The sequence below is a fragment of the Pseudoalteromonas caenipelagi genome, from assembly GCF_013140855.1.
GTDB lineage: Bacteria > Pseudomonadota > Gammaproteobacteria > Enterobacterales > Alteromonadaceae > Pseudoalteromonas > Pseudoalteromonas caenipelagi.
This window is the reverse complement of sequence record NZ_JABBPG010000002.1, coordinates 267863-294341: the sequence shown is the minus strand read 5'-3', so window position 1 is coordinate 294341 and position 26479 is coordinate 267863. Positions and strand designations below refer to the sequence as shown.

General features: G+C 41.7%; 24 protein-coding genes. 9 read left to right on the top strand and 15 right to left on the bottom strand.

Annotated elements, in window-relative coordinates:
• Window positions 1-195 precede the first annotated feature (195 nt).
• From HG263_RS06045 to HG263_RS06015, 7 genes are all read right to left on the bottom strand, one after another.
• Complete coding sequence (locus tag HG263_RS06045) at window positions 196-2205, bottom strand: TonB-dependent receptor plug domain-containing protein (protein WP_171625179.1); 2010 nt, start codon at window positions 2203-2205, stop codon at window positions 196-198.
• 131 nt (window positions 2206-2336) lie between these two features.
• A complete protein-coding gene (locus HG263_RS06040) occupies window positions 2337-2600 on the bottom strand; it encodes a CBU_0592 family membrane protein (protein ID WP_171625631.1) in 264 nt (87 codons plus the stop codon).
• A gap of 154 nt (window positions 2601-2754) precedes the next feature.
• Window positions 2755-3006: a hypothetical protein gene (locus tag HG263_RS06035; RefSeq protein ID WP_171625178.1), complete on the bottom strand. Its 252-nt coding sequence runs from the start codon at window positions 3004-3006 to the stop codon at window positions 2755-2757.
• A 6-nt stretch (window positions 3007-3012) separates the two neighbouring features.
• On the bottom strand, window positions 3013-3417 hold the full coding sequence (locus HG263_RS06030; RefSeq protein ID WP_171625177.1) for a DUF1761 domain-containing protein: 405 nt from the start codon (window positions 3415-3417) through the stop codon (window positions 3013-3015).
• 151 nt (window positions 3418-3568) lie between these two features.
• Complete coding sequence (locus HG263_RS06025; protein WP_171625176.1) at window positions 3569-4099, bottom strand: response regulator transcription factor; 531 nt, start codon at window positions 4097-4099, stop codon at window positions 3569-3571.
• Complete coding sequence (locus tag HG263_RS06020) at window positions 4096-5328, bottom strand: sensor histidine kinase (RefSeq protein ID WP_171625175.1); 1233 nt, start codon at window positions 5326-5328, stop codon at window positions 4096-4098. Before HG263_RS06020 ends, HG263_RS06025 begins: the two co-directional genes overlap by 4 nt.
• Window positions 5329-5411: 83 nt before the next feature.
• A complete protein-coding gene (locus HG263_RS06015) occupies window positions 5412-5813 on the bottom strand; it encodes a nuclear transport factor 2 family protein (RefSeq protein ID WP_171625174.1) in 402 nt (133 codons plus the stop codon).
• 143 nt (window positions 5814-5956) lie between these two features.
• On the opposite strand from HG263_RS06015, the gene HG263_RS06010 reads away from it, so the two are divergent.
• Together HG263_RS06010 and HG263_RS06005 are read left to right on the top strand one after the other, a co-directional pair.
• The gene (locus tag HG263_RS06010) at window positions 5957-7021 is read left to right on the top strand and encodes a ketoacyl-ACP synthase III (protein WP_171625173.1); all 1065 of its coding nucleotides are present in this window, start codon (window positions 5957-5959) and stop codon (window positions 7019-7021) included.
• Between the two features lie 66 nt (window positions 7022-7087).
• Window positions 7088-8554 (top strand): aminoacyl-histidine dipeptidase, encoded by a 1467-nt coding sequence (locus tag HG263_RS06005; protein ID WP_171625172.1) that lies wholly within the window; start codon window positions 7088-7090, stop codon window positions 8552-8554.
• A gap of 191 nt (window positions 8555-8745) precedes the next feature.
• Here the strand turns inward: HG263_RS06005 and HG263_RS06000 are convergent, their stop codons facing one another.
• Together HG263_RS06000 and HG263_RS05995 are read right to left on the bottom strand one after the other, a co-directional pair.
• A complete protein-coding gene (locus tag HG263_RS06000) occupies window positions 8746-10113 on the bottom strand; it encodes a leucyl aminopeptidase family protein (RefSeq protein WP_171625630.1) in 1368 nt (455 codons plus the stop codon).
• Between the two features lie 63 nt (window positions 10114-10176).
• The gene (locus tag HG263_RS05995) at window positions 10177-10542 is read right to left on the bottom strand and encodes a hypothetical protein (RefSeq protein ID WP_171625171.1); all 366 of its coding nucleotides are present in this window, start codon (window positions 10540-10542) and stop codon (window positions 10177-10179) included.
• Between the two features lie 90 nt (window positions 10543-10632).
• Between HG263_RS05995 and HG263_RS05990 the strand changes: the two genes are divergently transcribed.
• The 3 genes from HG263_RS05990 (at window position 10633) to HG263_RS05980 (ending at window position 15255) form a co-directional block, all read left to right on the top strand.
• The gene (locus tag HG263_RS05990) at window positions 10633-10794 is read left to right on the top strand and encodes an oxidoreductase-like domain-containing protein (protein ID WP_171625170.1); all 162 of its coding nucleotides are present in this window, start codon (window positions 10633-10635) and stop codon (window positions 10792-10794) included.
• Window positions 10795-11054: 260 nt separating this feature from the next.
• Complete coding sequence (locus HG263_RS05985; RefSeq protein WP_171625169.1) at window positions 11055-13682, top strand: TonB-dependent receptor plug domain-containing protein; 2628 nt, start codon at window positions 11055-11057, stop codon at window positions 13680-13682.
• Between the two features lie 97 nt (window positions 13683-13779).
• Complete coding sequence (locus HG263_RS05980) at window positions 13780-15255, top strand: tetratricopeptide repeat-containing sulfotransferase family protein (RefSeq protein ID WP_171625168.1); 1476 nt, start codon at window positions 13780-13782, stop codon at window positions 15253-15255.
• Here the strand turns inward: HG263_RS05980 and HG263_RS05975 are convergent.
• Window positions 15203-16117: an alpha/beta fold hydrolase gene (locus HG263_RS05975; RefSeq protein WP_171625167.1), complete on the bottom strand. Its 915-nt coding sequence runs from the start codon at window positions 16115-16117 to the stop codon at window positions 15203-15205. The two genes, HG263_RS05980 and HG263_RS05975, sit on opposite strands and share 53 nt — an antisense overlap.
• A 129-nt stretch (window positions 16118-16246) precedes the next feature.
• On the opposite strand from HG263_RS05975, the gene rlmF reads away from it, so the two are divergent.
• The gene (gene rlmF / locus HG263_RS05970; RefSeq protein WP_171625166.1) at window positions 16247-17101 is read left to right on the top strand and encodes a 23S rRNA (adenine(1618)-N(6))-methyltransferase RlmF; all 855 of its coding nucleotides are present in this window, start codon (window positions 16247-16249) and stop codon (window positions 17099-17101) included.
• Window positions 17102-17166: 65 nt separating this feature from the next.
• On the opposite strand, the gene HG263_RS05965 is transcribed toward rlmF, so the two are convergent.
• From HG263_RS05965 to HG263_RS05945, 5 genes are all read right to left on the bottom strand, one after another.
• A complete protein-coding gene (locus HG263_RS05965; RefSeq protein WP_171625165.1) occupies window positions 17167-18075 on the bottom strand; it encodes a DUF808 domain-containing protein in 909 nt (302 codons plus the stop codon).
• Between the two features lie 56 nt (window positions 18076-18131).
• Entirely contained in the window at window positions 18132-18728 is a 597-nt protein-coding gene (locus HG263_RS05960) for a thymidine kinase (protein WP_171625164.1), read from the bottom strand.
• 60 nt (window positions 18729-18788) lie between these two features.
• Window positions 18789-19532, bottom strand: a complete 744-nt coding sequence (locus HG263_RS05955; RefSeq protein WP_171625163.1) for a substrate-binding periplasmic protein — start codon at window positions 19530-19532, stop codon at window positions 18789-18791.
• A 110-nt stretch (window positions 19533-19642) separates the two neighbouring features.
• Window positions 19643-20107 carry a methylated-DNA--[protein]-cysteine S-methyltransferase gene (locus tag HG263_RS05950; RefSeq protein WP_171625162.1) on the bottom strand — a complete coding sequence of 155 codons (465 nt, stop codon included), beginning with the start codon at window positions 20105-20107 and terminating at the stop codon, window positions 19643-19645.
• Window positions 20104-21468: a DNA-3-methyladenine glycosylase 2 family protein gene (locus HG263_RS05945; protein ID WP_171625161.1), complete on the bottom strand. Its 1365-nt coding sequence runs from the start codon at window positions 21466-21468 to the stop codon at window positions 20104-20106. The genes HG263_RS05950 and HG263_RS05945 overlap by 4 nt, the downstream gene beginning before the upstream one ends.
• Window positions 21469-21645: 177 nt before the next feature.
• On the opposite strand from HG263_RS05945, the gene HG263_RS05940 reads away from it, so the two are divergent.
• The 3 genes from HG263_RS05940 to HG263_RS05930 all read left to right on the top strand — a co-directional run bounded on the left by HG263_RS05940 (window position 21646) and on the right by HG263_RS05930 (window position 26424).
• Window positions 21646-21993, top strand: coding sequence for a hypothetical protein (locus HG263_RS05940; RefSeq protein WP_171625160.1), 348 nt, complete (start codon window positions 21646-21648; stop codon window positions 21991-21993).
• Between the two features lie 133 nt (window positions 21994-22126).
• The gene (locus HG263_RS05935) at window positions 22127-23278 is read left to right on the top strand and encodes an efflux RND transporter periplasmic adaptor subunit (protein WP_171625159.1); all 1152 of its coding nucleotides are present in this window, start codon (window positions 22127-22129) and stop codon (window positions 23276-23278) included.
• A 14-nt stretch (window positions 23279-23292) separates the two neighbouring features.
• Window positions 23293-26424 (top strand): efflux RND transporter permease subunit, encoded by a 3132-nt coding sequence (locus HG263_RS05930; protein ID WP_171625158.1) that lies wholly within the window; start codon window positions 23293-23295, stop codon window positions 26422-26424.
• Window positions 26425-26479 lie beyond the last annotated feature (55 nt).

Below are 26479 nucleotides of genomic sequence, written 5' to 3'. Positions count from 1 at the left end.
TGTGGATGACGTAAAAGCACACTGCGTAAAAACGATCAAGCCATTGATTTTTAAATTAATATTTTCAATATTATGATTTTAATAATAAATAAGCCGTCGTATTACCACAGTTCTTACTTAGTCAAAGCTAAGCTGGTACGCGCTTTTAAAAAGAGGAAGGTCACAATTAGTGAATGTTAGATTACATTTTAATGGTTAAAACTTTTGCACATACTGAAGTTGGATACTTCTACCTGAGCCTGGTATTTTCCCATCACTCATACGCGGCTCAAATATCACATAGTGTTTATCGAGTAAGTTCTTTATTTTCAGAGCAATAGATTTAGAATGGCCCAGACGCCATGACACACTTGCTCCCAATAGGCTGTAAGCTCGTTGGTCATAATTGTCCAAAACCGCGGGCTCAGGAGACTGAACAAATACACTGTCTCGCCATAGCGCATTGATGCTAATTTGTAACTTGTCCATATTATGTGTCACTGAAGCGGATGCAAAGCGCTTAAAACTCGGGTTAAAAGGTTCATCTAGTAGATGGGTATAAGCAAGTTCCATCCAAGTGCGATTCGTTACATTAAATTTGCCGTTTAGTTCATAGCCTTGCATATTGGTGTTGAAGATATTTGAAAATGTAAAGCGCCTTTGTTCAACGGGCAATTGTCTCGTATCAATCGGCACGAGATTAATAAAGTCTTTCAGTTGGTTATCAAATAGTACCAGGTCCAATTCCCAGCCAGTGTATTTACTATGCCAAACTAACTCTGTTGTTTTTACGTACTCTGAAGTCAAATTAGGGTTACCAACAGTGACATCGTCATTAGAATTTAACTCATTACTTACTGGGGTGCGAAACGATTCCCCATATTGCACTTTGACGGTATTGTGCTCTGAAAGCGCATAAGTTGCGGCTACTCGAGGTGATAATTTACTATCGATATCCTTAACATCGTCATATCTTGCACCAACAAATACTGTCGCTTGACTTGTAACTGAGTATTTTAGCTGTCCATAAACAGCTGTTGAGTCAAAAGATTGCAGCAGCGTATTAAACGGTTGATGCGGTTTAACGGTAATGATCCCATTTTGATAGAACTCTTCACCTAAATACACATCGCCGCGATTAAAATCATAATAACTACTATTTATACCAGCCTCAGACTGTTCTTCTTCAGAATATTCAATACCGAAATTAAGTGCTATCGAGCCATTAACTTGGTACGCACCATCAAGGTTAAACGTTAAATCTTTAGACTGCCAATCGGGCCCCACAAAGAAGTCATGTTCAAGTCCTAATTCTTCAGCTGAGGCAATTAAACCAGCCGAATAAATATCATGTTGGATATATTTGACCGTTGTATTCAAATTCCAAAGCTCGTTACGCAGTAATTCATAACCAATCGATACTGCACTATTTTGGCTTTTATGCTTATTCTCATCAGACCAACCCGCTAAATTAACAAATCCATTAAGCTGAGTTTGGTTATGCCACATTGAAAAACTTAAGTCCTGCCATCGCCCGCCTATCTCGATAAAGTAGCTGGCAAGTGGGTCTTTAACACCTTGAGTATATCTCTCGCCTTGCTGGCCTTGCCATGACACATTGCCATAAACGTTTAAATCATTTGCCAGTGGCTTGTTGAAGCTAGCAGCAGCTTGCGTAAATCCATGCTCCCCAACTCCGATACTGACCTGATTATGCTCTTTCAAGGTAACGATATTCATCACGCCCAAAAATGCATTGCTACCATAAAGCGCAGAACCTGGACCTCGAATAAACTCAACCTTATCGATGATATCTACTGAAATATGAGGCGTGTATACCGAAGCTTTACCAAAAGATGACTCATTTAATCGGTGACCATTTAACATCACGAGCACATTACCACTATCTAAGAATACACCGCGAGTATGTTCTTTTGGCACAGCCCCAACCCAATCGCCTCTCGTTGATTGAAAGCCTGGCACATAATTCATCAAGTCATAGACATTGTTTACGCCAAGCAGTGATATATGCTGACGGTTGAATACAGTGATGCTAGAGGGAACACTCGCTCTGGTTTCTTCTGTCTTGGTAGCTAAGTTAATGTTTACGTCTAAGAGTTCTTCAAAAGATAGGGAAAAGAGATCAGGTTCGGTCTTCGCATGGCATGTGCTAGAGATCAGCCACGTAGCGAGCAATATTGTTATTTTTTTTTGAATATTTATCATAGTTCAGCCAAGCTACATGTACTGGCTGAAACCAGATTATAAATATGACAACAGCACAGCGACCTTCACATTATATTAATAATACAAATGATCAGCAGCCGTGCAAGCTTTTAAGTGTAATTTATTGAAATTTATGTAGCTACGGGGCTTTGTTTAGCTTTTACGTACTTAACTAAGCCAATGATCGAGGCCGCTATCCAAAATAATTCGATAACAAAGCTAGCTAGGTTAAAGTTGTAACATAGGCTAATCAGCAATAGAATTGCGCCACTGAGATTCATTAAGTTATAGGTTAAACTTTCTGGCGCGGCTTTTCCTAACTGAAGCATAAAAAATGCACCAACTACCAAACCAGTTCCGCTCATACCTATTACATCAAAAAGAATGTCAATCATGTTTTTGTCCATTACAAATGCCAAAATTGGCTTATTGCTCACCCAAACATACTGGCCCATTCCATGGGGAGGGTGACTTTCAATCGTTGAAACAGCACAAACGGCTGTCATATTATCAGGTGCGTACCTCTGAAACAGGATATTTGTCCGCTATTTACTTAAACCTAACTTTGCCGCCAACAAATTTAATTGCAGGTGCTCCACGTATCAAGGTTGAACGCCCAAACTCTTGTTCACAAGACGGGCAATGGCAGTTGTTATTTGTGTGGTTTTTAACGATACGTTCTATAAAGCACTTTACCAATGCTCCTTTACCGCCTTTGCGATATTTGAAAAGAGCAGCACTACAGCCAGCACAGTAAATATCTACCGTCCGTACAGGCCCCTTTTTATTTGGTTTAGCCATTACATACTACCCTGTAATACTTAATACCGAAGCCATTAAAATAAACTGGCAAGTGTGGTATCCCCCATTGATAAAAAATAAAGTAAGTGGTCTTTGCTCAAAAATGTAGCTGATTCCCAAAGTCGGTGTTACCAGTCCTGCACCTATCGAGGCCCCTAAAGCAACGGCGTCCGATAGAAGCGGATCTTTGCCCAATAAGGCAGCCAAAATAGAAGCCGCTAGCAAAGCCAAAATAAATGCTCCACCATAAATAAGTTTAGGGTCGCTTTGCTGTAGGTCTACCTCTGTCAAACCACAGCACTCCATCCACCTGTGACCAAATAGCCAAGGAGAGTACCATATACCGCCAAGCATAAATGATGATAATGCTGCCAGCAGCACTGCCCAATAATTTAAATCGAAAGTCAGCATATAAAAGTCTTTTCAATATTTTAATTTAAATTTAGGCAATAGTTGAACCTTGAGCAAACTTCCCTAAATATTTCCTAAAATAGAAAATTCTAGCGCTAAATACAGCAAGACAAAATATCAAATCTTTTCGCAATTTGTCTAACTGAGGCGTTCATTTAAGTACTGGCCTTTTTTGAAGTTTGCGCTGCAAAGTGCGCCTGTGCATGTTTAGTTGTCGTGCTGTTTGAGATACATTCCCTTCATTGACTTTGAGAACTTGTTGAATATGTTCCCATTCCACTCGCTCTGCAGACATCGTATCGGTGTTTAACGTTGCTTCATTCATAGCGTTTTGGCCAAGTAGCGTTTGTACGATTAAACGTGTGTCTGCAGGTTTTGATAAATAATCATCAGCACCAAGCTTAACAGCCTCTACAGCTGTCGCTATGCTTGCAAAGCCAGTCAATAACACCAAGCGACAGGTTGGTAAATAAGCGCGTATATCAGCAATGAACTTCAGCCCTGAAATCCCATTTAAGTTCATATCTAGTAATACATAGCTAGGCTGTAGTTGCTGGCATTGTTGTAATATTTCACTCACTTCGTGCACTACAGATGGCTCAAAATTATGTTTCGCTAGTCTTCTTGCTAAAGTATTTGCAAACGCGATGTCATCTTCAATGATTAGTAATTTCTTAGTCATATTGTAATCTTCATTAAAGGCAACATAATTGTTGTTGTAGCACCACATTGAGGGTTATTTTCAATCGTCATTTTTCCTTGCAAGCGCTCAAGTGTCGCGTTAGATAAAACCAGCGCCATACCTAAACCATGTTCACTAGGCACTATATCGTGGCCTAACTTAACCAATTTATGTGGTTCAATTCCCGAGCCTAAATCACTAATGGTTAATATCCAAACATGATTTTGTGAGCAACTCTTTATCTCTATTTTAGTTTGCGATGTCTGCTCATTGGCTCTTGCTGCATTCGCAACCACGTTAAGCAAAGCAGGTATTAACAATGGGTCTGCACAGATAAGGTCTTGCTGATTACTCACCTCTAGTATTATTGATTGAGAGCTAAACTGCATGGCGGCAAGGCTTTTCAACTCACTTAATAAATCACCTATTTTTAACGGCGCTTGAGATGGTGTGTGCTTCAAGTATTCGGTTTGCGCTCGAAAGCCCTCTAACTGCTCCTTGCATTGAGTTAAAGCTACTTGTATATCTTGCCATGCTGGATGTTGAGGGTGTTCTTCTTGAACTTCCTCTAGCAACAAGCCCAAGGTTGCAATTGGCGTTGCCAATTGATGAGTCGCTTGCGCCGCAGCCGCCCCTAATGCAAGGAGTTGCTCGTTTTTAAGTTGCTTTTCTCTTGCTTTGGCAAGCTTTATTTCCCTCTGCTGTAGTTGCTTGGCTAACGCCATCACAACAAAGACTATCACCAGTACACTAAATACAAAGTTAACTAACATGCCAGCAAAGTGCTGAGTCATATTCATATGATGCACATGCTCACTGGGCATTTGCCAAAACAAGTAGCCATAGCTTGCGATTGCACTAACAGCTATAACTATCACAAAATGTTTTGGTAAAGTAACCGCACCGATGACAATGGGTAACAATAGTAATGATACAAATGCATTACTCGCACCGCCTGAAAGAGACAAGATAATGGTTAAAAATATTACATCAGCGAGTAGCTGCAGGAGCATGCCAGTGTGGGCTGCCTCATAAGTATTTCGATATGCGTAAACACTAACGAGCTGAAATGCCGACTCAACAGCAATAACTAAAAGTACAGGGAACAAATTGAGATCTTTGTAAAATACAAAAGACCCTGCAAGTACCATCAGTAATTGCACAACTATTGCTATGGTTCTTAATAACAATAAACGGCCAATAGCGGAATTAGGAGAGAAAACAAACATCGCGACTGCTATTAATTCAAAGCGCCTAATCTAACTTATTACACTCAAATAACAAGAGTAACTGTGGTTTTTTATGATTTGGATCAGTCATCCAAAGACAGTTTAAACTCGGCACATGGCGTACCTTGATGAAACACCAATCTCCATAAGTCATGTTCAAAACGCCATAAAGACATTCGAACAGAATAGTTAAGTTGACACTTCACACTTCGACGATAAGCCGCATGGTAAGTTAACTGCACAAGTTGCTCACTGAGCATACGACCTTTAAAAGCTTGATTATAAAACTGTGGTACTTTTTCATCGGGTAAGCGCGAAATAACATGCTTTTTGTCAAAGGTCAGGCCATTAGCCGATATTTCGTAAAAGTCATCACTGAGTAGCTTATCAAGCATATCACATGACTGACGAACACTAGGCTCAAGCAGTTGACGCTCTTGCTCTATAAGATGATCAAGTAATTCCGATCTAATTTTGTTGCTCATAATACCTTACAGATCAATGTGTACCATTAACATGAGTCTAGTCTACACTGAAGCCTGTAGGCAATATCAGCTGGTGATCACCTTCGATATTTGCTATAAATGCCCAAAATTGACCTCTGGTCAGACAAGAATAAGAGAGCCGCATGATTTACGCAAAAATTACAGGCTGGGGAAAGTGTATTCCACCAGCCAAAATATCTAATGACGAACTGAGTCAAATTGTTGATACTAATGATGAATGGATTAGCAGTCGAACAGGTATAAAGGAACGACGAGTAAGCCATGCCTCAACAGCTGATTTAGCGACGGTAGCAAGCAAGCATGCACTCGCATGCGCTGGATTAACTGGTGAAGATATTGACTTGGTCTTGTTAGCTACCTGTACTCCATCAACCATGGTTGCGAACACCGCATCTCTTGTGCAAAAAAATATCGGTGCAACTGGCGCAGCTGCATGTGATACCAATGCAGCGTGCTCAGGTTTTTTGTACGCACTACAAAATGCAACCGCACAAATTAAAGCTGGTATGATTAAACGCGCTGTCGTCGTTGCCGCAGAGCGTATGACTTGGTATGTCAACTGGGCTAAAAGAGACAGTGCTGTGTTATTTGGTGACGGCGCCGGTGCAGTTGTGTTAGAAGCAAGTGAAGAGCCATGCGGTTTGCTAGGTACCAAAACTGGCTGTGATAGTGGTGATAGAGACATTCTGCATATTGCCAATTACGGAACTGATATGAATAAATATCAGCCGACTGGACCTTCTGATCTGTTATTTGAAGGGAGAGAAATCTTCAAACGCGCCGTTAAAGGTATGAGCGAAGCGTGCGATGATGTACTTGCTCAAGCTAATTTACGCCTTGGTGATATCGATGTATTAGTACCACATCAAGCCAATCTACGTATTATCCAAGCCATTCAACAGCGTCTTGATATTCAAGACGATAAAGTTATGGTTAATATTGATAAATATGGTAATACGTCTGCTGCAACGATTGCGATTGCACTTTGTGAAGCAGTAGAAAACGGACTGATTAAGCCTAACAGTAACATTATGTCAGCGGCATTTGGTGCTGGTTTAACGTGGGCGGCAAGCTATATAAAATGGGGAGACCGAGTCACTCCTATAGGGCAAAGCGACGCTGCATTAGCACCTTGCACACAAACCGGGCTTGAGCTTATTGCACCCGCAGTTAAGGCATGCCAATAAAGCGGTCGCCATAGTCCCTACTTGAATGGTAAAATTTCATTTATTCATTCAAGTAGGGAAAACACCTTGTTTAAACCACATACTGAAATTAGCCAATTAGAACCAAAAGCAATTTGGCAATTTTTTGATCAAATCTGTGCTATTCCACATCCATCCAAACACGAACACGCGTTAGCTCAATTCATTGTCGATTGGGCGACAAATCAAGGCCTTGAAGTACGCCGCGATCCAACTGGCAACGTGTTCATAAAAAAGCATGCCACGACTGGGATGGAAAATAGAAAAACAGTCGTACTACAAGCACATATCGACATGGTTCCACAAAAAAATGACGATACCGCTCATGATTTTACGCGTGATCCTATCAAGCCATATATAGACGGACAATGGGTTACCGCCACAGGCACAACGCTGGGTGCTGATAATGGTATTGGTATGGCGTCATGTTTGGCTGTGCTCGCTGCTGACGATATCCCTCATGGTCCCCTTGAAGTTCTGCTCACCATCGATGAAGAAGCCGGCATGACTGGCGCATTTGGCCTGGAGGAAGGTTGGCTAAATGGTGACATTTTGCTCAACACAGACTCAGAGCAAGAAGGCGAAATTTATATGGGTTGTGCAGGTGGTGTAGATGCAAGCATTAAGCTCAGCGTTGAGCGCCAACCACTGACCGATATGAGTGTTTTTGAAATTGCATTAAAAGGACTAAAAGGCGGTCACTCTGGTGTAGATATACATACAGGTCGTGCAAACGCAAACAAGTTACTGGCGCGCTTTTTACAACATCATGTCTCCGATGTTAACTGGCACCTTATCACTATTAAAGGCGGTTCATTACGTAACGCAATCCCTCGCGAAGCTTATGCCAACATTGCTTTACCCAGCTCAGAATTAGCTCATTTTGAGAGTCAGCTAAAAGCATTTGAGACATTGTTAAAAGAAGAGCTAAAGTCAATCGAAACTAACTTATGCTTAAGCATGAAAAAAGATAGTTCGCAGCTCGAGCCAATGATAAAAGCATCACAAAACAGACTTCTAGCATTGATTAATGCATGCCCAAATGGCGTAGTGCGCATGAGTGATGATATTGCAGGTGTGGTTGAAACTTCACTAAACGTTGGCGTAATTGAAAGCTCAGATGAGTATGTAGAGATCCTCTGTTTAGTACGTTCTTTGATTGATTCAGGAAGAGAAGATGTCACAGGCACTTTGCGGTCACTGGCATCATTAGCGGGTGCTGAGATTGAACTATCGGGTGCATATCCAGGTTGGAAGCCCGATCCCGATTCGCAAATACTGCATATATTCCGCGATGTATACGAAGATATTTACGGTAAAAAGCCTGACATTATGGTGATCCATGCAGGACTTGAATGTGGATTATTCAAAAATCCTTATCCACATATGGATATGATTTCATTTGGCCCAACCATTAAATTTCCTCACTCTCCTGATGAGAAAGTAAAAATTGATACCGTTGGATTATATTGGCAACAGATGAAAGCCATCTTGGCAAACATTCCGAGCAAATAATTAAAAAAGCGGGTTATCGTAAACCCGCTCATAGTTAAAAATGCGAGTTGTTTAAGATACATAGATTCTGAAACAAGTTCAGAATGACGAAACGAGTTCAGAAAGACGACGGTGCTCCAATATACACATGTCGTCTTCCTTACGTATGTCAGACTCTGTTAACGAACTGCATTACTCATCTTTAATATGTGTTATTTAGAGTAACGATTAGCTAGATAGTTAAACGTTGCTCGCAAACCTAAGCCCTCACCGCCCGCGGGGCGACCAGGTAACGAACGGACATTCCATGCCATGACGTCAAAATGCACCCATGGCGTTTGCTCAGGCTCTACGAACTCTTTGAGATAAAGCGCTGCGGTGATGGCTCCACCAAATGGCGTTGAGCCACAGTTTGCAATATCTGCCACATCACTTTTAAATAAATCCTTATACTGATCGAACAAAGGAAGCTGCCATACAGGGTCTTGTGTATTTAAGCCTTGTTCAATTAATCCGGCTGCAACCGCTGTGTCCGTGCTAAAAAAGCCCGGTAACTCAGTGCCTAATGCGACACGACATGCACCTGTTAACGTAGCAAAATCAACTAATAAGTCTGGCGATTCGCTTTGCGCCTCTGTCAGCGCATCACATAATACCAAACGCCCCTCTGCATCCGTATTGTCAATCTCTACTGTAATTCCTTTGCGAGTTTTTATAACATCGCCAGGTCTAAATGCATTGCGTGACACTGCATTTTCAACAGCAGGAACTAATACACGTAAACGCACCGGTAAGTTTGCCGCCATTACCATTTGTGCAAGACCAATCACGTGTGCAGCTCCACCCATGTCCTTTTTCATGTTTCGCATACCAGAGGCAGGTTTTAAGTCTAATCCCCCTGAGTCGAAACACACGCCCTTACCCACCAAAGTAAGTTTTGGGTGTTTTTCATCACCCCATGTTAGGTCTAAGAGCCTAGGTTTGTTATCACTTGCCCTACCAACCATATGAATTGTTGGATAATTTTGTTCTAGAAGCTCATCACCGATATATTCAGAAAATTCACCGCTAAAACGCTCAGCCAACTCATTCATTGTCTCAGCTAAGTGCTGAGGCATCATGTCAGCGGCAGGCGTATTAACCAAATCTCGAACTAAGTAAATGGCTTCAGCACTGCGCTCCACGCGCGCCAACATAGCACCATCAGCTATTGCTAGCTGAGATTCAATTTTAGCCATCGATTTATAGGCTGAGAACTGATACGCCCCTAATGCAAAACTTAACGCCTGCTGTTCAACAAATTCTTCACTACCTTGAATTTGATAAACACCTTTTGGTAATTGTTTAGCAAGCTCACCCGCTAACCACATCGAATCAAGCGAATCAACTAAGCACACCACTGCTGTTAATTCGTCACCATTTTCATGGGGAATAAAAAAGTTCTTTGTATTGGTTGATTTAAGTGCTCCAACAAAGGACTGTGTGAGAGCTGATTGAGTTTTCAGCCAATCATCAAGCTGAGATTTTAAAACGAAGTGAATAGGTATGCCAGTGCTGGCTTGAACAAGTAATCCGCGCATCATAATTTGTCTCGTACTTTAAAAGTCTAATTTAAGAATAACAAGTTACGAGCTTTAAATCACTTATTTACGCGAAGCTTTACTGTTAGGAGAGAACGAACTAGGTAACACATCAACGCCCACCCACTGCCCCAATTTTACAATCAAGGGGATGGTAATAGGTGCAAATGGCAATAATGCAAAAACTCCCAGACCTAAACCTTTAAGCAAATCAAAAAATTGTTTATTTGCTACTTTTAACTCACTCTTATGCGCTCTTCCTGAGCTATATCTTTTATAGATATCTAGCATTTCTTTGGTTTCTTGCTTTTCCTGAGACAAAGCCAGCTTTAGCTCTATCATTGCACGTCGCAATCTGATTTGCTGTCTTCTTTTCGATATTTTGGCCACCCTTATAGGCGCCTTGTGAACTACTCTTATCAGCCTCATGCAATACCACTATCCAAATAGGTTATATCCGAGTTTAGCAAATTTTCTTTTAATGGTACTATGTGATTTTAGTCTTAATTATTTACAAATATGACAGAGTCACCAGCACAGCCAGTTACTGAACCACAAAAACCACAATCAGATGAATGCTGTGGAGGTGGTAGTTGTTGCCCCTGTGTTTGGGACACATACCGAGCCGCAAGAAAAGAGTGGTTAAAATACCAACAAACCACCGACAAGGCGGACAAATAACAACCAAACAGTTTGAATTAAAAATTTAATTTTCCTCTATTTACACCGCGTTTTTTAGCTGTAATTTACAGTTAACCCTCAGATTTTTCGAAAACTTATTTAAAAATTTGCCTTTATTTAAATCACTGCTACGGTTATAACGGGTGCAAAGAATGTTTGCATCACAAGTTAATGATATGTATATATAAGTTGCAATAAAAAGCAAACATGAGTTTTGTTTAAAAGCTTATGACAACAAAAAATCAAACTGGGGAAACAGGATGAAACTACAATTAAACGCGATTAGTCGTGCAATTACTTATGCTATCGCTTCAACTGCATCTGTTGGTTTATTTTCTACAACCGTAATGGCTGAAGAAAGTGGTGCCAAAAAAGAAAAGATTGAAAAAATAGCGGTCGTTGGTTCGCGTGCAGCACCTCGCTCAGTAGGCGACTCACCAGTACCGGTCGACATCATCGGCGGTGAAGAATTGAGTAAAGCAGGCGGTGATGACATGCTAGAGCTTTTAAAAGGATCAGTACCATCACTTAACGTACACCAAAACCCTATCAGCGACGCGGCTTCATTAGTGCGCCCTGCTAACCTTCGTGGTTTACCTGCTGACAGTACGTTAATCTTACTTAACGGTAAACGTCGTCACCGTTCGTCTGTTATTGCTTTCCTAGGTGGTGGTATCAATGACGGTGCGCAAGGCCCTGATATCTCAGTTATTCCAAGCATCGCTTTAAAGCAAGTAGAAGTATTACGAGACGGTGCTGCCGCTCAGTACGGTTCTGATGCTATCGCTGGTGTAATCAACTTTGTATTAAAAGATGCGTCAGAAGGCGGAAGCTTCTCTGTTAAGCAAGGCCAATTCTTTGAAGGTGATGGCGATACAACCACATTCGAAGGTAACGTAGGCTTACCATTTTCGGACGATGGCTTTGCTAACCTGAGCTTCCAGTATAAAAATGCTGATCCAACAAGTCGCAGCGTGCAACGCCCTGACGCTCAAAAATTTACTGAACTAGGTATTGAAGGCGTTAGAAACCCTGCTCAAGTCTGGGGTGCACCAGAGATCAAAGACGATATCACTTTATTTGGTAATGTTGGCTTAGATTTATCAAATAGCTCTCAGTTCTATATGTTCGGTAATTATTCAGAACGCGACGTTGAAGGTGGTTTCTACTATCGTAATCCAGAAACTCGCCCTGGTGTATATGCAAATCCACTTAAACTTGTAGACACCAACAATGACGGCGTCATCAATGATAAAGATGATGATAGCCACCGTCAGTGGCTGGTAGCCGATTTAACATCAGATGGCACGGGCGGTTGTCCTGAAGTGATTTTCCCGATTGGCGAACACTTAGTAAACCAGCCTGGTTATCAAGATGTGATGAATAACCAAAATTGCTTTGCATTCAATAAAATGCTGCCAGCAGGATTTACGCCAACATTTGGTGGTAACATTACCGATACATCATTGACAATTGGTACTAAAGGCGAGATTGAAGATGGTTTTATGAAAGGTGCCTATTATGACTTAAGCGGTTCTGTCGGTCGCAATGAGTCACGCTACTTTATGACAAACACAATCAATGCGTCATTAGGCCCAGATACACCAATGGAGTTCAGTCCAGGTAAGTACATTCAACTTGAGAAAAACTTCAACGCGGACATCTCTAAAGGTTACGACTTTGACCTAGCCTATGATGTAAACGTTGCCGCTGGTTTAGAATGGCACGAAGAAACCTTTGAAGTCATTGCGGGCGATGAAGCGTCGTTCATAGCCGGTCCATTAACATCTCTTGGGTTTGGCATCGGCTCAAATGGTTTCCCAGGCTTTAAACCTTCAGCAGCAGGTGAATTTACACGTCGCAACTACGCTGCTTACGTTGATGTTGAAACGCCATTTACAGAAGAGTTTTTAATGGGTTGGGCGTTACGCTTCGAAGATTACGATTCATTTGGTTCAACAACCAACTATAAGGTCACTGCGCAATTCCAAGCAACGGATGACTTATCATTCCGTGGCTCAGTCAGCACTGGTTTCCGCGCACCAACCGTTGGGCAAGCCAACGTAAGTAACGTTCAAACCAACTTAAGCAGTGGTGTATTGGTTGACTCTGCATTATTACCACCAACAAACCCTGTATCTCAAATTTTAGGTGGTAGTGAACTACAGCCTGAAGAGTCAGATAGCTACACGTTTGGTGCGGTTTATCAATCAGGTGATTTGTTCATGACGATTGATTACTACAACATTCAAGTAGAAGACCGTATTAGTCAATCCGATAAGATTGACCTTACAGCGGCTCAAAAAGCAGCGCTTAAAGCCGATGGTGTACCTAATGTTGATAGCATCGCACAGGTAAGTTTCTTTACTAATGACTTTGATACAACCACGCAAGGTGTTGACGTAGTTGCAAACTACTCAATGGACATGCTTGGTGGTTACTCGACTTTTGCATTTGCTTATAACTGGAATGAAACAGAAGTTGATAAATTCTCAGCAATCACAGGTGATTTCAAGGTTAAGCGTTTAGAAAAAGACTTACCACAACACCGCGCGACACTAACGTGGACGCAGCAGTGGGAAGATTTCACAGGCTTTGTACGTTATAACTACTTTGGTGAATATCAAGGTGTACACGTAGATTACGATGCAACTGCTATCATGGCTGATCCATCAGTAACATTTGATGCAGAGTTAACGTATTTTGCTACCGAGAACATCAGCCTAACTCTTGGTGCCAACAACATTTTCGATCAAGAAGCTGAAAAACTTGATTTCCAAAAAGGTACTGGTATTCCTAACAACAATTGGGGTGGTAAATACTATGAGACGTCTCCGTATGGTATCAACGGTGGCTTCTACTATGTGAAGGCAACATACACCTTCTAACTTTTTACTGTAACCCAGCAGTAAAGGCGAAATGGCATTGGCTATTTCGCCTTTTTGTTTTTATCATTTAGATACCAGAAGTAAACGATCCCATCGAATGTTATTAATAGATAGAGCCAACGAATTAATGGATGAACATAGACTCAGAGAAGCTGAGTTTATGTTTAAGGCCGTACTAAAAGAAAATAATCGCAACGGTGCAGCACTATTTGGTTTAGGCCGATTATGTATACGCCTAGAAGATTACGATAGCGCTATATATTACTTACGTAGAGCCTGTGAAAACCTTCCTAAACAACTAGAGCCTTTGTTCACTCTCGCTCATTGCTTTATCCAAGTTGGCTCACCAGTTGACGCTAAAACAGTGTTAGAGTACACCCTAAACGTTGCACAACACAGTGCTCGAGCGCATTATGAACTTGGTCAGTTTTATTTAGACTATGGCTTTATAAGCCAAGCAAAAACTGTTTTTTCACAAGGTATCACCTGTCAAAATGAAGAAGTCACGCCCTATATTTTTCGAGAACTTGTACAACTTGCATCCACTCATAGCTTATCCAGTTTCATAACTCCTTTAGAGAAATTACTTGAAGAATACGACGACAAAGGGTTAAACATTGTGACCTATTATGCACTTGGAAAGTGCCATCATCGCCTTGGGCACTACGACCAAGCGTTTGAATATTTCAAGCTCGCCAATAGCACGCAGTTACAATATTGTGATTTCAGGACCAAAGATATGTTGCCGTTGTTTGAGCAAATAAAACAACACTTCGATAGCGCTTTCTTTGAAAAGGCAACTGATCGTGTAACAACCACGTTCATTCCAACATTTATTATTGGTTTACCTAGAACCGGCTCTACATTGCTTGAGCAAATGCTGGTGCAGCACAGTTGCATAGGGTCTATCGGCGAGAATACTGCGCTAAGTGATACAATAGTGCCTTATTTGATAAAGCGCTCCGAAGCGCCGTTTCCGTACTGTTTTTCTAACCTAAGTACCTCAGCGTCAGATTATTGCCGAAGCTTATATATTGATGAAATTAAAAAGCATCGAGTTCCTGACGAAGTCGTCATTAACAAGTTACCCGCAAATTTCCAAAATATAGGCATGATTTACAGACTGTTCCCAGATGCGCGATTTATCCATCTCACCCGAGATTTTGGCGCAACAGCGTGGTCTGTTTATAGCAACCATTTTGATGCTAATGAACCATATTTTTGTTCTTTGAACGAATTTAAGCTCTACGCAGAGGCTGAAATAGACTTAATGGCGCATTTTGAAAAGTGCATACCCAAAAATATCTTAACGCTGAGCTACGAGTCTTTGGTAGCCCAGCCTGAAAAAATGATCAACCGTGTATTGAGGTTTTTAGGCCAAGAATATGAACCTGAATGTATGGAGTATTACGAAGACCACCGCCCAGTGAACACCTTAAGTAAAGCCCAAGTACGTAAGCCAATTAGTAAGGCGCCACTAACCAATTGGCATCATTATAAAAAGAATATGATCGAACTACTTAATGATGAGCAAACCGATCAAAGCGAGCAAACCAATCCAGTAAGTCCTTAAATTGATCGTGATGTGCTTGTTTGTGAGTTAGCATATCAATATGGCCGTAATTATGTTGGTGCCCATGTTTTCGGCCATAGACTCTAAGCTCTTGAACCCCCTCTCCTGACTCTTGCATAAACTTTTTAATATCAACGGGTTGGGCAAGAGCTTTGTCTTTTACACCCGCTATATGTAATGTTGGCGGGAGCTTCATCTCTTTCAAAGCAGCGGCATAATTAAAGTCGTCATCACTGTCTATCCAAGGTTGACGTTTGGCCCAATTCATACCTTGCAAGTGAGATTTCTTCGTCTCATTGTCACTGCCCCAATTAAGGCTTTTGGCAGGCAAAAATCCATGCTTTTTGGTATACAAAGGAGCTAGACCGTACCAAATAAGGTTTGCTTGTAGATATTTACTAATATGTCGATTATGCAATGAACGCTTAGACCCAAAATATGCGCAAGCGTCAACTTTCTCAATAGCTTCAGGAAAGCGAGCAAAGTAACTATTCATCAAAACGCCTCCCCATGAATGTGCCACCCAAAACCTCGCAAAACCACCACTGTGCTTGCTGATATAATCAAGCATTGCGGGTATATCTTCCATAATTGCTTCGGTTTGACCATAATTGGAATGAGCGGAGATTTCAGGCAAGCTCTGCCCCCTCCCCCGCAGATCGGCAACATAGCAGCGATACCCTTGAGACGCTAAAAAAGGCGCTAAACCTTTATTACTCTGGGTATAAAATATTTTACCGTTCTCAACCGCACCATGCATAAAAAACACGGCTGGGCCTTCACTATTTGGCTGCGCAATGTATCTTAAGTGTAACTTCTGATCGTCACTTAAGCTGATGAAAAGAGACTTTTGTTCTATCATTTTTTTTCTTATTATGAGCTTATCAACTCATCCTACCAGTTGTTTTGACAGCTCGCAATCTAACAAGGTTTGTCACATCGAAGTAGTAAACGATATAATGCACGGCCCTGACCAAAAATTTGAATATTGATGCATAGTAGAAACAAACATCGCCACGGCTACGATTTTCAAGCCTTGTGTAAAACACATCCAGAACTATCCAAGTACATAGTTATCACTCCAAGAGGTACTGAGAGTATCGACTTTAGTGATCGCAATGCCGTTGTGTGTCTAAACCAAGCTCTATTAATGCACCATTATGACGTGAAATTTTGGTCAATACCTGAAGGTTTTTTATGCCCCCCTGTACCTGGGCGCGCCGATTACATACATGCCTTGGCAGATTTGTTAGGACAACAACAGCCCAACGCTCAAATCAAAGCGTTGGATGTCGGCACAGGGGCTAACATGATTTATCCTTTACTTGGCTGCGCTGAATATCATTGGCAATTTGTAGGGAGCGACATTAACCCTATTGCCATTAAGTGTGCAAAAGCCATCGTGCTTGCAAATAAACTGAACATTGAACTCATTCATCAGCATGACTCGAACAATATATTTGAGGGGGTTATTGCACAACAGCAGTTCTTTGATGTCACTATGTGTAATCCACCATTTCATGCAAGTAAAGATGCGGCCGAAAAAGGCACGGCACGTAAGTGGCAAAACCTAACAAAACAACCTAGAAACAAACTGAATTTTGGCGGGCAAAGCCAAGAGCTTTGGTGTGATGGTGGTGAGCGTCAGTTTATCAAAAATATGATTAAGGAAAGTAAAGCATATGCCCATCAAGTAGGCTGGTTTACTTGTTTAGTATCAAACAAAGATAATTTAGCGCCCCTTAAACAGTATTTAAAAAAGCAGCAGCCAAATGAAGTCAAAGTCGTAAAAATGGCACAGGGTCAAAAATCCAGCCGATTTTTAGCTTGGCGTTATTCAGACTAAACCTCGCTTTGGCTGTACAACGTGAAACATTGGCCGCCACACGCTTAGCGGCCAACAGCTTAGGGTTAAGCTTTGCTTTTCAATGTCGACCCAGCCCAGAGAAAGCCAACAACAATAAGGCCTGCTAATAAGCCAAAAATAGTGCTGAAAATACTAGGTAGGATGCTTTCAAACCAAGAAAAGCTGTTATTTGCAATCGTGCTACTTAACGTATCTATTGCTTCTGACACGCTATGCCAGCCATGTGTTAAAATACCACCACCTACCATAAACATCGCGACTGTGCCTGCCACTGCCAGTGCCTTCATGAGTTTAGGTGCAATTGATAAAAGTGCAGAACCTATCGCTTTTTTAAATTGTCCAGCTTCGGGCTTAGACAGCAAATAGAGACCCATATCATCTAACTTGACTATCAATGCGACCAGTCCATATACGCCGATGGTCATTATTATTGCAATAACGCTTAACACACCAAGCTGTGTACTCAGAGTTTGAGTCGCAACCGTACCCAAAGAGATGACTATGATTTCCGCAGATAAAATAAAGTCCGTACGTATTGCCCCCTTTATTTTATTTTTTTCATAGGTAACCCGATCAAGCACTTCTATGTTCGCTTTGCTGTCGTGCTCGGTGTCTTTATGAAACAGCTTTTCAATGATTTTCTCTGCACCTTCGAAGCACAAAAAGAGCCCACCAAGCATCAATAAGGGAGTGATTAAAAAAGGTAAAAATGCGCTAATCAACAAAGCACTGGGAACGAGTATAAGCTTGTTAACAAAGGAGCCTTTTGCAACCGCCCACACCACAGGCAACTCCCTATCAGCTGTTACTCCTGTAACTTGCTGAGCGTTGAGCGCTAAATCGTCACCTAAAACACCTGCGGTTTTTTTCGCGGCTGTTTTGCTCATCAGCGCGATGTCATCTAACAATGTAGCGATATCGTCTAATAATGAGAGTAAACTTGCTCCTGCCATATTATTTGTAATCCATCATAATTACTATTCAAAACGCCCGATAGCGTAACGTAAAATCATTCTACAGCTTTAAGCGCAGCTTGTAATTGCGCTTTATAATGTGCTCTGCACATTGAAACATAACGGTCGTTACCACCAATTTCGACTTGCGCACCATCGGCAATAGCAACGCCATTTTCATCAGTTCTTAGCACTCGGTTAGCTTTTCTTCCGCAGTGGCACACCGTTTTTAATTCAATGAGTTTATCTGCCCAAGCAAGTAAGTATTGCGATCCCTCAAACAATTCGCCTCTAAAATCAGTTCTTAAGCCATAGCAAAGTACAGGGATCTTCAGTTCATCAACTACGTCTGTTAACGCATTCACCTGAGATTTGCTTAAAAACTGGCACTCATCAACTAAGATACAATCTACTTTTTGCTGATTATGTTCATCGCGAATGAGCTGCATCAAGTCACTTTGTGTATCATATACATGCGCCTGCGCCTCAAGCCCGATACGAGAAGCCACTTTACCCACGCCCGCACGGTTATCAATTGCAGCGGTAAGAATAAAAGGCGTCATACCGCGCTCTCTATAATTAAATGCTGATTGTAATAAAGTTGTTGATTTTCCAGCATTCATAGCTGAGTAGTAGAAATAAAGTTGTGCCATGGAATTATCTTGAAACTAAAAATGGCATTAGTCTAACCAAAGTTACGTGCGTTTACTACGTTACTTTGAACTAGGTTTATCTGTTGCATAGCTATCGATTTGTTGATGTTCTGATGCTAAGTACTCCATATACACATCTGCAAATGGAAATTTAGCCAGCTGCTGCCACAGCCGCTTCGCCAATGCTTCGTTGTTTTTATAAAACAACTGTGAGTAAGTTAAAAACCCAAAACTGGTGTCAAACGGAGGGTAATATGCTTGAAGTTTTGTCGCATATGGAAATGCTTTAACTGCTTTGCCATTTATCATACACAGCCCAATAGTGCCATCCACCACTCGCTTGTTTACCAGATCAAAAGCGTCAAGCTGCGAGAGCGTGTCGACCTTGATATATCGCGTGTCATCGAGACTCTTAGCAGACGAGTAACCTCGAGGAATTGCCAAATTAAAACTGTCTTTAGTTGTTCTTAATTCTTCAATAAACTGACTATCGCCCACCAAACAACGACCAAATTGATTCAGTGCCAGCTGTATATCCAACTCTCCTGATTCAGTAGTTGGAAACACCATATATGCCTTTCTTTCTTCCCGGTAACTGGCTATTACTGCATCGACTTTGTTGCGCTTCAGGTCGTGTAAACATCTTTGCCACGGTTCACGGACAAACTGAATATCCAATCCGTCAATCTCCCGCGCCATTGTTTGCAATACTTCGATACTTACACCAGGGCGAACCTTTGGAACATTAAGCCCGACTCCCATATACGAAGGCGCTAATTCCTTATCTTCATAGCAAAAAGTCATTGTTTTTGCGTAAATAGGAAAACACGAAATAGCAAAAATCAAACCTATCAGTGACTTCTGTCGCAACTGAGGCTACTCCAAATATTTTATTTATTTGCTGGTAAGTATATCTAATTTAATTTATTTTGCTGCTCATGTTTAAGTAACCACGCTTTTTTTTCTACCCCTGCGGCATAACCTGTTAAAGTGCCGTTAGCACCAATAATTCTGTGGCACGGAATAATAATACTAATTGGATTTTTACCATTTGCGCCGCCCACAGCACGCACCGCTTTAGGATTATTTAAACGATTAGCCATCCAGCCATAAGTGCTAGTTTGACCGTAGCGTACTTGAGTTAATAACTGCCATACAGATTTTTGAAAAGCACTCCCCGTCACATCTATCGCCACATCAAAGTCACGTCGCGAGCCTGAAAAGTATTCACTCAACTGTTGGTGTGCTTGGTGAGTGTGTTCATTACCATACTCTTGGTAGAGGGCTTTAGGCTTAAATCCTACGTAGGTTAGGCCCTTGTTAGATGATTGAATAACTAGCTCTCCAATCGGCGTATCCATCGTGTGTTGGTAAATCATAATTGTTGCCATAGCTGAAAAGTTAAATAACTACGAAATGGCGCGCAAGCATGCACATCCAATTCCCCATACTGGGCAAAGGCTTTTTTTACGCCTAAGTCTCCCGCTAAATATATATCAGGGTTACTTTGTCCACGCATTTTTGCATAATCAACGGTCCAAGGACCAACCCCTTTTATACTCAACCATTGATCAAGTTCACCATTAGGTTGTGAATCGAAGCAGTAAGTTGCAAAACTCGCCAACGCGTCTTTTCGTCTAGCCGGCATTTTAAAGAAGCTAAAATCGTTACTTTTCATTGTCTTTGGAGTGGGAAAAAGCCTTTGGCCCAAGTGATTAACTTCACCAAGCTCATTGACTAAAGTTTTGAGTAAGTTTCTTGCAGCAGCAACGCTTACCTGTTGCCCTAAAATAGCGCGAATGCCCGCTTCAAACTCATTCCAAATGCCAGGTAAACGCAGTCCCTGAGTAAACTTAAATGTGTTTGGCAGCACACTTTTAAAATGGTTTTCTATAAATAATGGATCAGCATCTAAATCCAGTATTCTTTTAATATTACTCACCACTAAGTGCAAGCCAGCAACATCGTTAATGGCGATCTCTACTTTGAACCTATGCTGCTTTGCTTCAAAATAAGCTTCAAAGCAACCATCGTAGGCATCTAAACAAAAAGTGCGCCCATAACTGTACGGAGTTAGCCATTCAACAGGCTCAATCAGCCTTTTAGACAAAAAATCATGTAGTACGTGCCAGTTATAAGGAGGCCTAAAAGGTAAATATAACGTTATATGGGATTGTGAGTTTTCTCCACTACCTCGCAATTGAGTTGGTGAGAGTTGATACAAACGAGCAAATGCATCATTGAAACGTCTTAGAGAATTAAACCCACTTGCAAAAGCGATATGGGCAACAGGTAAGGCTGTTTGCTGTAACAACTGTTTAGCAAAATCACATTGTTTGTACAACGCGTATTGCTTAGGAGTGGTGCCATAAAACTGTTTAAAAAGCTTATTGAGATAACGTTGGGTGATACCCAGTCGCTGTGCCAAGTCGGCTGTAGTTTGTGTTGATAACACACCTTCATCGATCATCTTTTTTGCCCGTACAGCGGTCGTTTGAATGCCAAGCCAAGCATAGCTGCCTGGTGCCGAGTCAGGTCTGCACCGAATGCACGGTCTAAACCCTGCTTCTGCAGCGTTGTGTGCGTGTTCAAAATATTCAACATTTTGTTCTTTCGCAGCAGGAGCGGGACAAATTGGCCGACAATAAATACCTGTCGTTTTAACCGCTACATAGAACAAGCCGTCAAAACGATGGTCACGGCTTTTTCGCGCTTTTTGGCAGATATCGGGAGAATACATAAACTTCGATACATTAGTCTCAATTAAAGTTAGTTTATCGCAAAATAGTGTTCACGATCGCCAGATTTGGAACTAAACCTAAAAAAGTCGTCAACTCTAATAGTCCCTTCTCATTGACCCTAAAAAGAATGTTTGCTAATTTGAGCGCGAATTCTATCCAAAGGCTATTTAATCACTGTGAATTTTAAAACGTTACTCTCTCTTTTCATAACCTTAGCAATTGCGCTGCAATCTGTTGGGGTGATGGCTGCGAGTACGCAAATTCATCAGATTGATATTGAGCATCTGCAAACCGAGCATACCCATAACCTGTCAGCAACAGCGTTGAATGAGCAATATGACCAAAGCGGCCATAACGTAAAAGATTGCCATCATTGTGGGCACTGCAGTGGTAGCCATTTATGTTGGTTTGTAAGCAAGCCAACCATAGCCTTATATATAAAACAATCACGTGACATCATGGATAAAGAGCGCACTCAAGCGCTGCTTCGCCATGAACCACAATATAGACCGCCAAGAGCGTAGTCTCTCTTTTTACCAGCCATAAAGGCTATTAAATCTCACATTAGTAGTACGCGAACTGCATACAAGCAGCGTGTCGCGCTATGTGTTTGTTTATAAAAAATCCATTAATCATATGGATGATAAAGAGATAACTATGTTTAAATTTACAACTGCGATAGTAACAGCTATTACCATGACCTTTATGTTTGGCCCTTTTAACATGGCCAACGCAGCTCAAAGCCACAAGCATGGCGATGAACAAACTAAACACACTGATTCAAATCTCCACAGTGACGGCCAAGCCGTAACGCTTAACCTACTGCAGCAACAACTAGCCAACGTAAGAGTTGTTAAGTTAAAACCTGAATTTTTGCAGCAAACCCTCTATGCCCCGGGTGAACTAAAACAAAATGGCTATACCAGTTACACCGTGTCTCCTCGCACTGACTCAGTGATCATGACTCGACATGTTGCGTTAGGAGAAAAGGTAAAAAAAGGCGATAAATTGGTTACTTTATTCAGCGAGTCAATGGCCGAAGCGCAAGCAGATTATATGGTCGCGTATAGCGAATGGCTGCGTGTAAAAAATATGCATCAACAAACGCTCAGCGAAAGCGAGCGTGTAATAACTAAAACTCGCTACTTGGCAAGTCTAGGAAAATTAACCGCGTTGGGTCTTAACGACAGCGCTATTTCTAAGTTAACGACACGCGATGATATCAAACTTGGTCTGTACGCTCTCTACGCACAAATCGATGGGGTAGTTTTACAAGATGACTTTGCACAAGGGCAACGTGTCGAGACAGGGCAAACTTTATTACTACTTGCTAACGAAAAAAACTTATGGGTTGAAGCTCGATTATCGGCAAATGATAGCGAACATATCAGTGCTCAAAGTACCGCTACTGTTAAATTTCAAGATCAGTCTTACGATGCCAAAGTTATCCAAGAGTCTCACACTATCGACCCTCTCACCCGCACTCGTACAGTGCGCTTGGCCGTCAATAACAACGATGACCGACTTCATGCTGGTATGTTTGTTAACGTGTATTTTAATCTTCCTACAGCGCAACCTGTCTTAGCAGTCCCTGAAACAGCATTAATTAGGCGTGATGACGGTGATTGGCAAGTTTTTATTACCCAAGATAGAAATCAATTTACTGCTTATGAAGTTAAACGGGGAAGACGATTTGGTGATTTAGTTGAGATACAAGGTCTGACGCCAAACACACAAGTAGTTGCTCAAGGTGCATTTTTCATCGCCTCAGAGTTTGCCAAAAGTAACTTTGACATTCATAACCATTAGGCGAGGAAACCACTATGTTTAATCGTTTAATTGACTGGGCTATTGATAATCGCCTAGTAATTGTACTGGTGCTTGTTGCCACTATGAGTAGCGCATTTGTTATGATCCCAAAGCTAAACCTTGATGCTTTTCCTGATGTAACTAATGTGCAAGTAACTATCAATACCCAAGCGCCTGGACTTGCTGCAGAAGAGGTGGAGAAACTGATCACCTACCCTATAGAAGCAGTCATGTATGCGCTTCCCAGCGTGGAGCAAGTCAGGTCAATATCTAAAACTGGCTTATCTGGTATTACCGTTGTATTCAAAGAAGACACTGATGTTTATTTCGCGAGGCAGTTAGTGTTTGAACGTTTACAAACGGCCAAGGAATTGATCCCAACAGGATTAGGAACGCCACAAATGGGCCCTAATACTTCCGGTCTTGGTCAAGTTTATCAGTATTTGCTTATTAGTGAACCTGACTCAAACATTGATGTGATGCAACTTCGCAGCATCAATGACTGGGTAGTTAAACTAATGCTGATGCCCATCGACGGTATAACTGACGTCTTGTCGTTTGGCGGAAAGGTAAAGCAATACCAAGTAAATATTAACCCCACTCAGTTGATAGCATACGGGTTGTCTCAACAGGATGTGATCCAAGCCCTTAGAAGCAACAACGAAAATGCCGGGGGCTGGTATATGCAAAGAGGACAAGAACAGCTTGTTGTTCGGGGAATGGGGTGGTTTGCCAGTGATCAAAAAGGTATCGCTGAACTGGCGCAAGTCCCTGTAAAAACAATCGATGGAACCGTGATCACGGTCGGCCAGGTAGCGTCTGTTGAACTTGGTAGTGAGATACGCCAAGGTGCTGTGACCATGACACGTCGTGACAAATATGGAAACGTGCAGCAACTGGGCGAAGTGGTTACAGGCATTGTTCTAAAACGCATGAATGCCAATACCAATAATACAATAGAAGGAATAGAGCAGCGGGTTAAGCTAATTGAACAGACATTGCCTAAAGGGGTACGTTTTGAGCCCTTTTACGACCAAGCGGACTTAATTAAAAAAGCCGTCAATACTGTAGTACAAGCACTGAGTATCGCTTTTGTGCTCATTATTATTATCTTAGCGCTGTTTTTGATGAACCTCAGAGCAACGTTTTTGGTACTTATTTCCATTCCCATCTCAATAGCTATCGCATTAATACTCATGTCTTGGCTAGGAATATCTGCAAATTTAATGTCACTAGGCGGTATCGCTATCGCTATTGGTATGTTAGTTGATGGCTCTGTCGTGATGGTCGAAAACATAGTTAAACGGCTACATAAAAATGACAACGTTGCTGCTCAGCAGATTGTAAAACAAGCCAGTAAAGAGGTTGCTCGACCAGTAATATTTGCAGCATTCATTATCCTGATTGTTTTTGCGCCTCTTTTTAGCTTTGAAGGCGTAGAAGCAAAACTATTCCAACCAATGGCGCAAAGTATTATGTTGGCGTTAGTCAGTGCGATAATCGTCGCCGTTATTATCGTGCCGGCACTTGCTAGTTATTTGTTTAAATATAAATTGGTCCCCCGCAAAAGCATATTACTGGAGCCCTTAGACCGTTGCTATCGCACGCTACTAAAAAGTGCCTTGGCTTTTCCCTCGTTCACCTTAATAGGTGTCGTGTCTTTATTTATTGCTGCGCTACTAGTCGCTCCAAAAATAGGCACAGAGTTTGTACCAGAGCTCGAAGAAGGGACTATTAATTTACGAGTAACTTTAGCTCCTTCAGCGAGCCTAGACACCGCACTTTTAGTTGCACCTAAGCTCGAAGAAGCACTGCTATCATTCCCTGAGGTAACCTACGCCCTCAGCCGTATTGGTCGCGCAGAAATTGGTGGGGACCCAGAGCCTGTCAACAATATTGAAATATATATTGGCCTAAAACCGATACACCAATGGCAAAGCGCAAACAATCGCCAGCAGTTACAAAACTTAATGTTGGATAAGCTATCTGTTCACCCAGGCTTGTTGTTTAACTTCTCACAACCTATCGCTACACGAGTTGACGAACTGCTATCTGGTGTAAAAGCGCAGCTTGCCATTAAATTGTTTGGACCTGAGCTCGAAGTCTTAGCAACTAAAGGGAAGCAAATCGAAACTCTGGTAAAAACAATTAACGGCACAGCCGATGTAGCCTTAGAGCAAATTGCAGGTGAGTCTCAACTTGTAATTAGCCCGCTGCGTACTGCACTGTCTCGGTATGGTTTGTCGGTGGCAGATATTATGTCTTTGGTCAGAGATGGTATTGGTGGCACAAGCGCAGGGCAAATAATCAAAGGCAATGAGCGTTATGATATTTATGTACGTTTAGGAGCCCAATTTAGGAAAAATGAGCAAGCCATAAATGAACTCAGACTGCTCACCACAACTGGCGCTTGGGTAAAACTTGGCGATGTTGCAGAGATTAAATTCAAATCAGGTCCCCCTCAGGTAAGAAGGGAAGATGTACAGCGCGTCATAATTATTCAAGCCAACGTACAAGGTAAAGACATGGGAAGTGTGGTATCCCAAATACGTGCTGCAATTGACTCTCAAATTACTTTACCGGCAGGTTATTCTGTGACCATTGGCGGCCAGTTTGAAAGTCAGCAAAGAGCTGAAAAAAGGTTAACGATTGTAGTTCCACTTTCGCTAGCATTGATTGCCCTATTGCTTTACCTCGCATTCTCTTGTGCACCGCAGGCCCTACTTATATTAGTCAACGTACCTCTGGCTGTTCTTGGCGGCATATTTGCTTTGTACTTTTCAGGGCAATATTTATCGGTGCCAAGCTCTGTAGGGTTCATCACACTATTTGGAGTTGCGGTTCTAAATGGTGTCGTTTTGATAGCAAGTATCAATCAACGTATTAGTGCAGGTGAAGACACCGACACAGCCGTATTTAATGGTGCCACATCAAGGTTAAGACCCATACTTATGACCGCATTAACATCCTCTTTGGGTCTTATTCCTATGCTCCTGTCCAGTGGCGTTGGTGCAGAGATCCAGCGACCTCTTGCAACGGTTGTCATTGGCGGGTTGGTCTCTTCAACTGCGCTCACATTGTTTGTTTTGCCTATTCTATTTAGCCGCTTTTCAGTTCAAAAAATCACGAAACTACAAAGCCAATAAGTAATAGGTGATAAGTACAAATAATGTGTGCTAAAACCTCTTTAAATTGTATCTT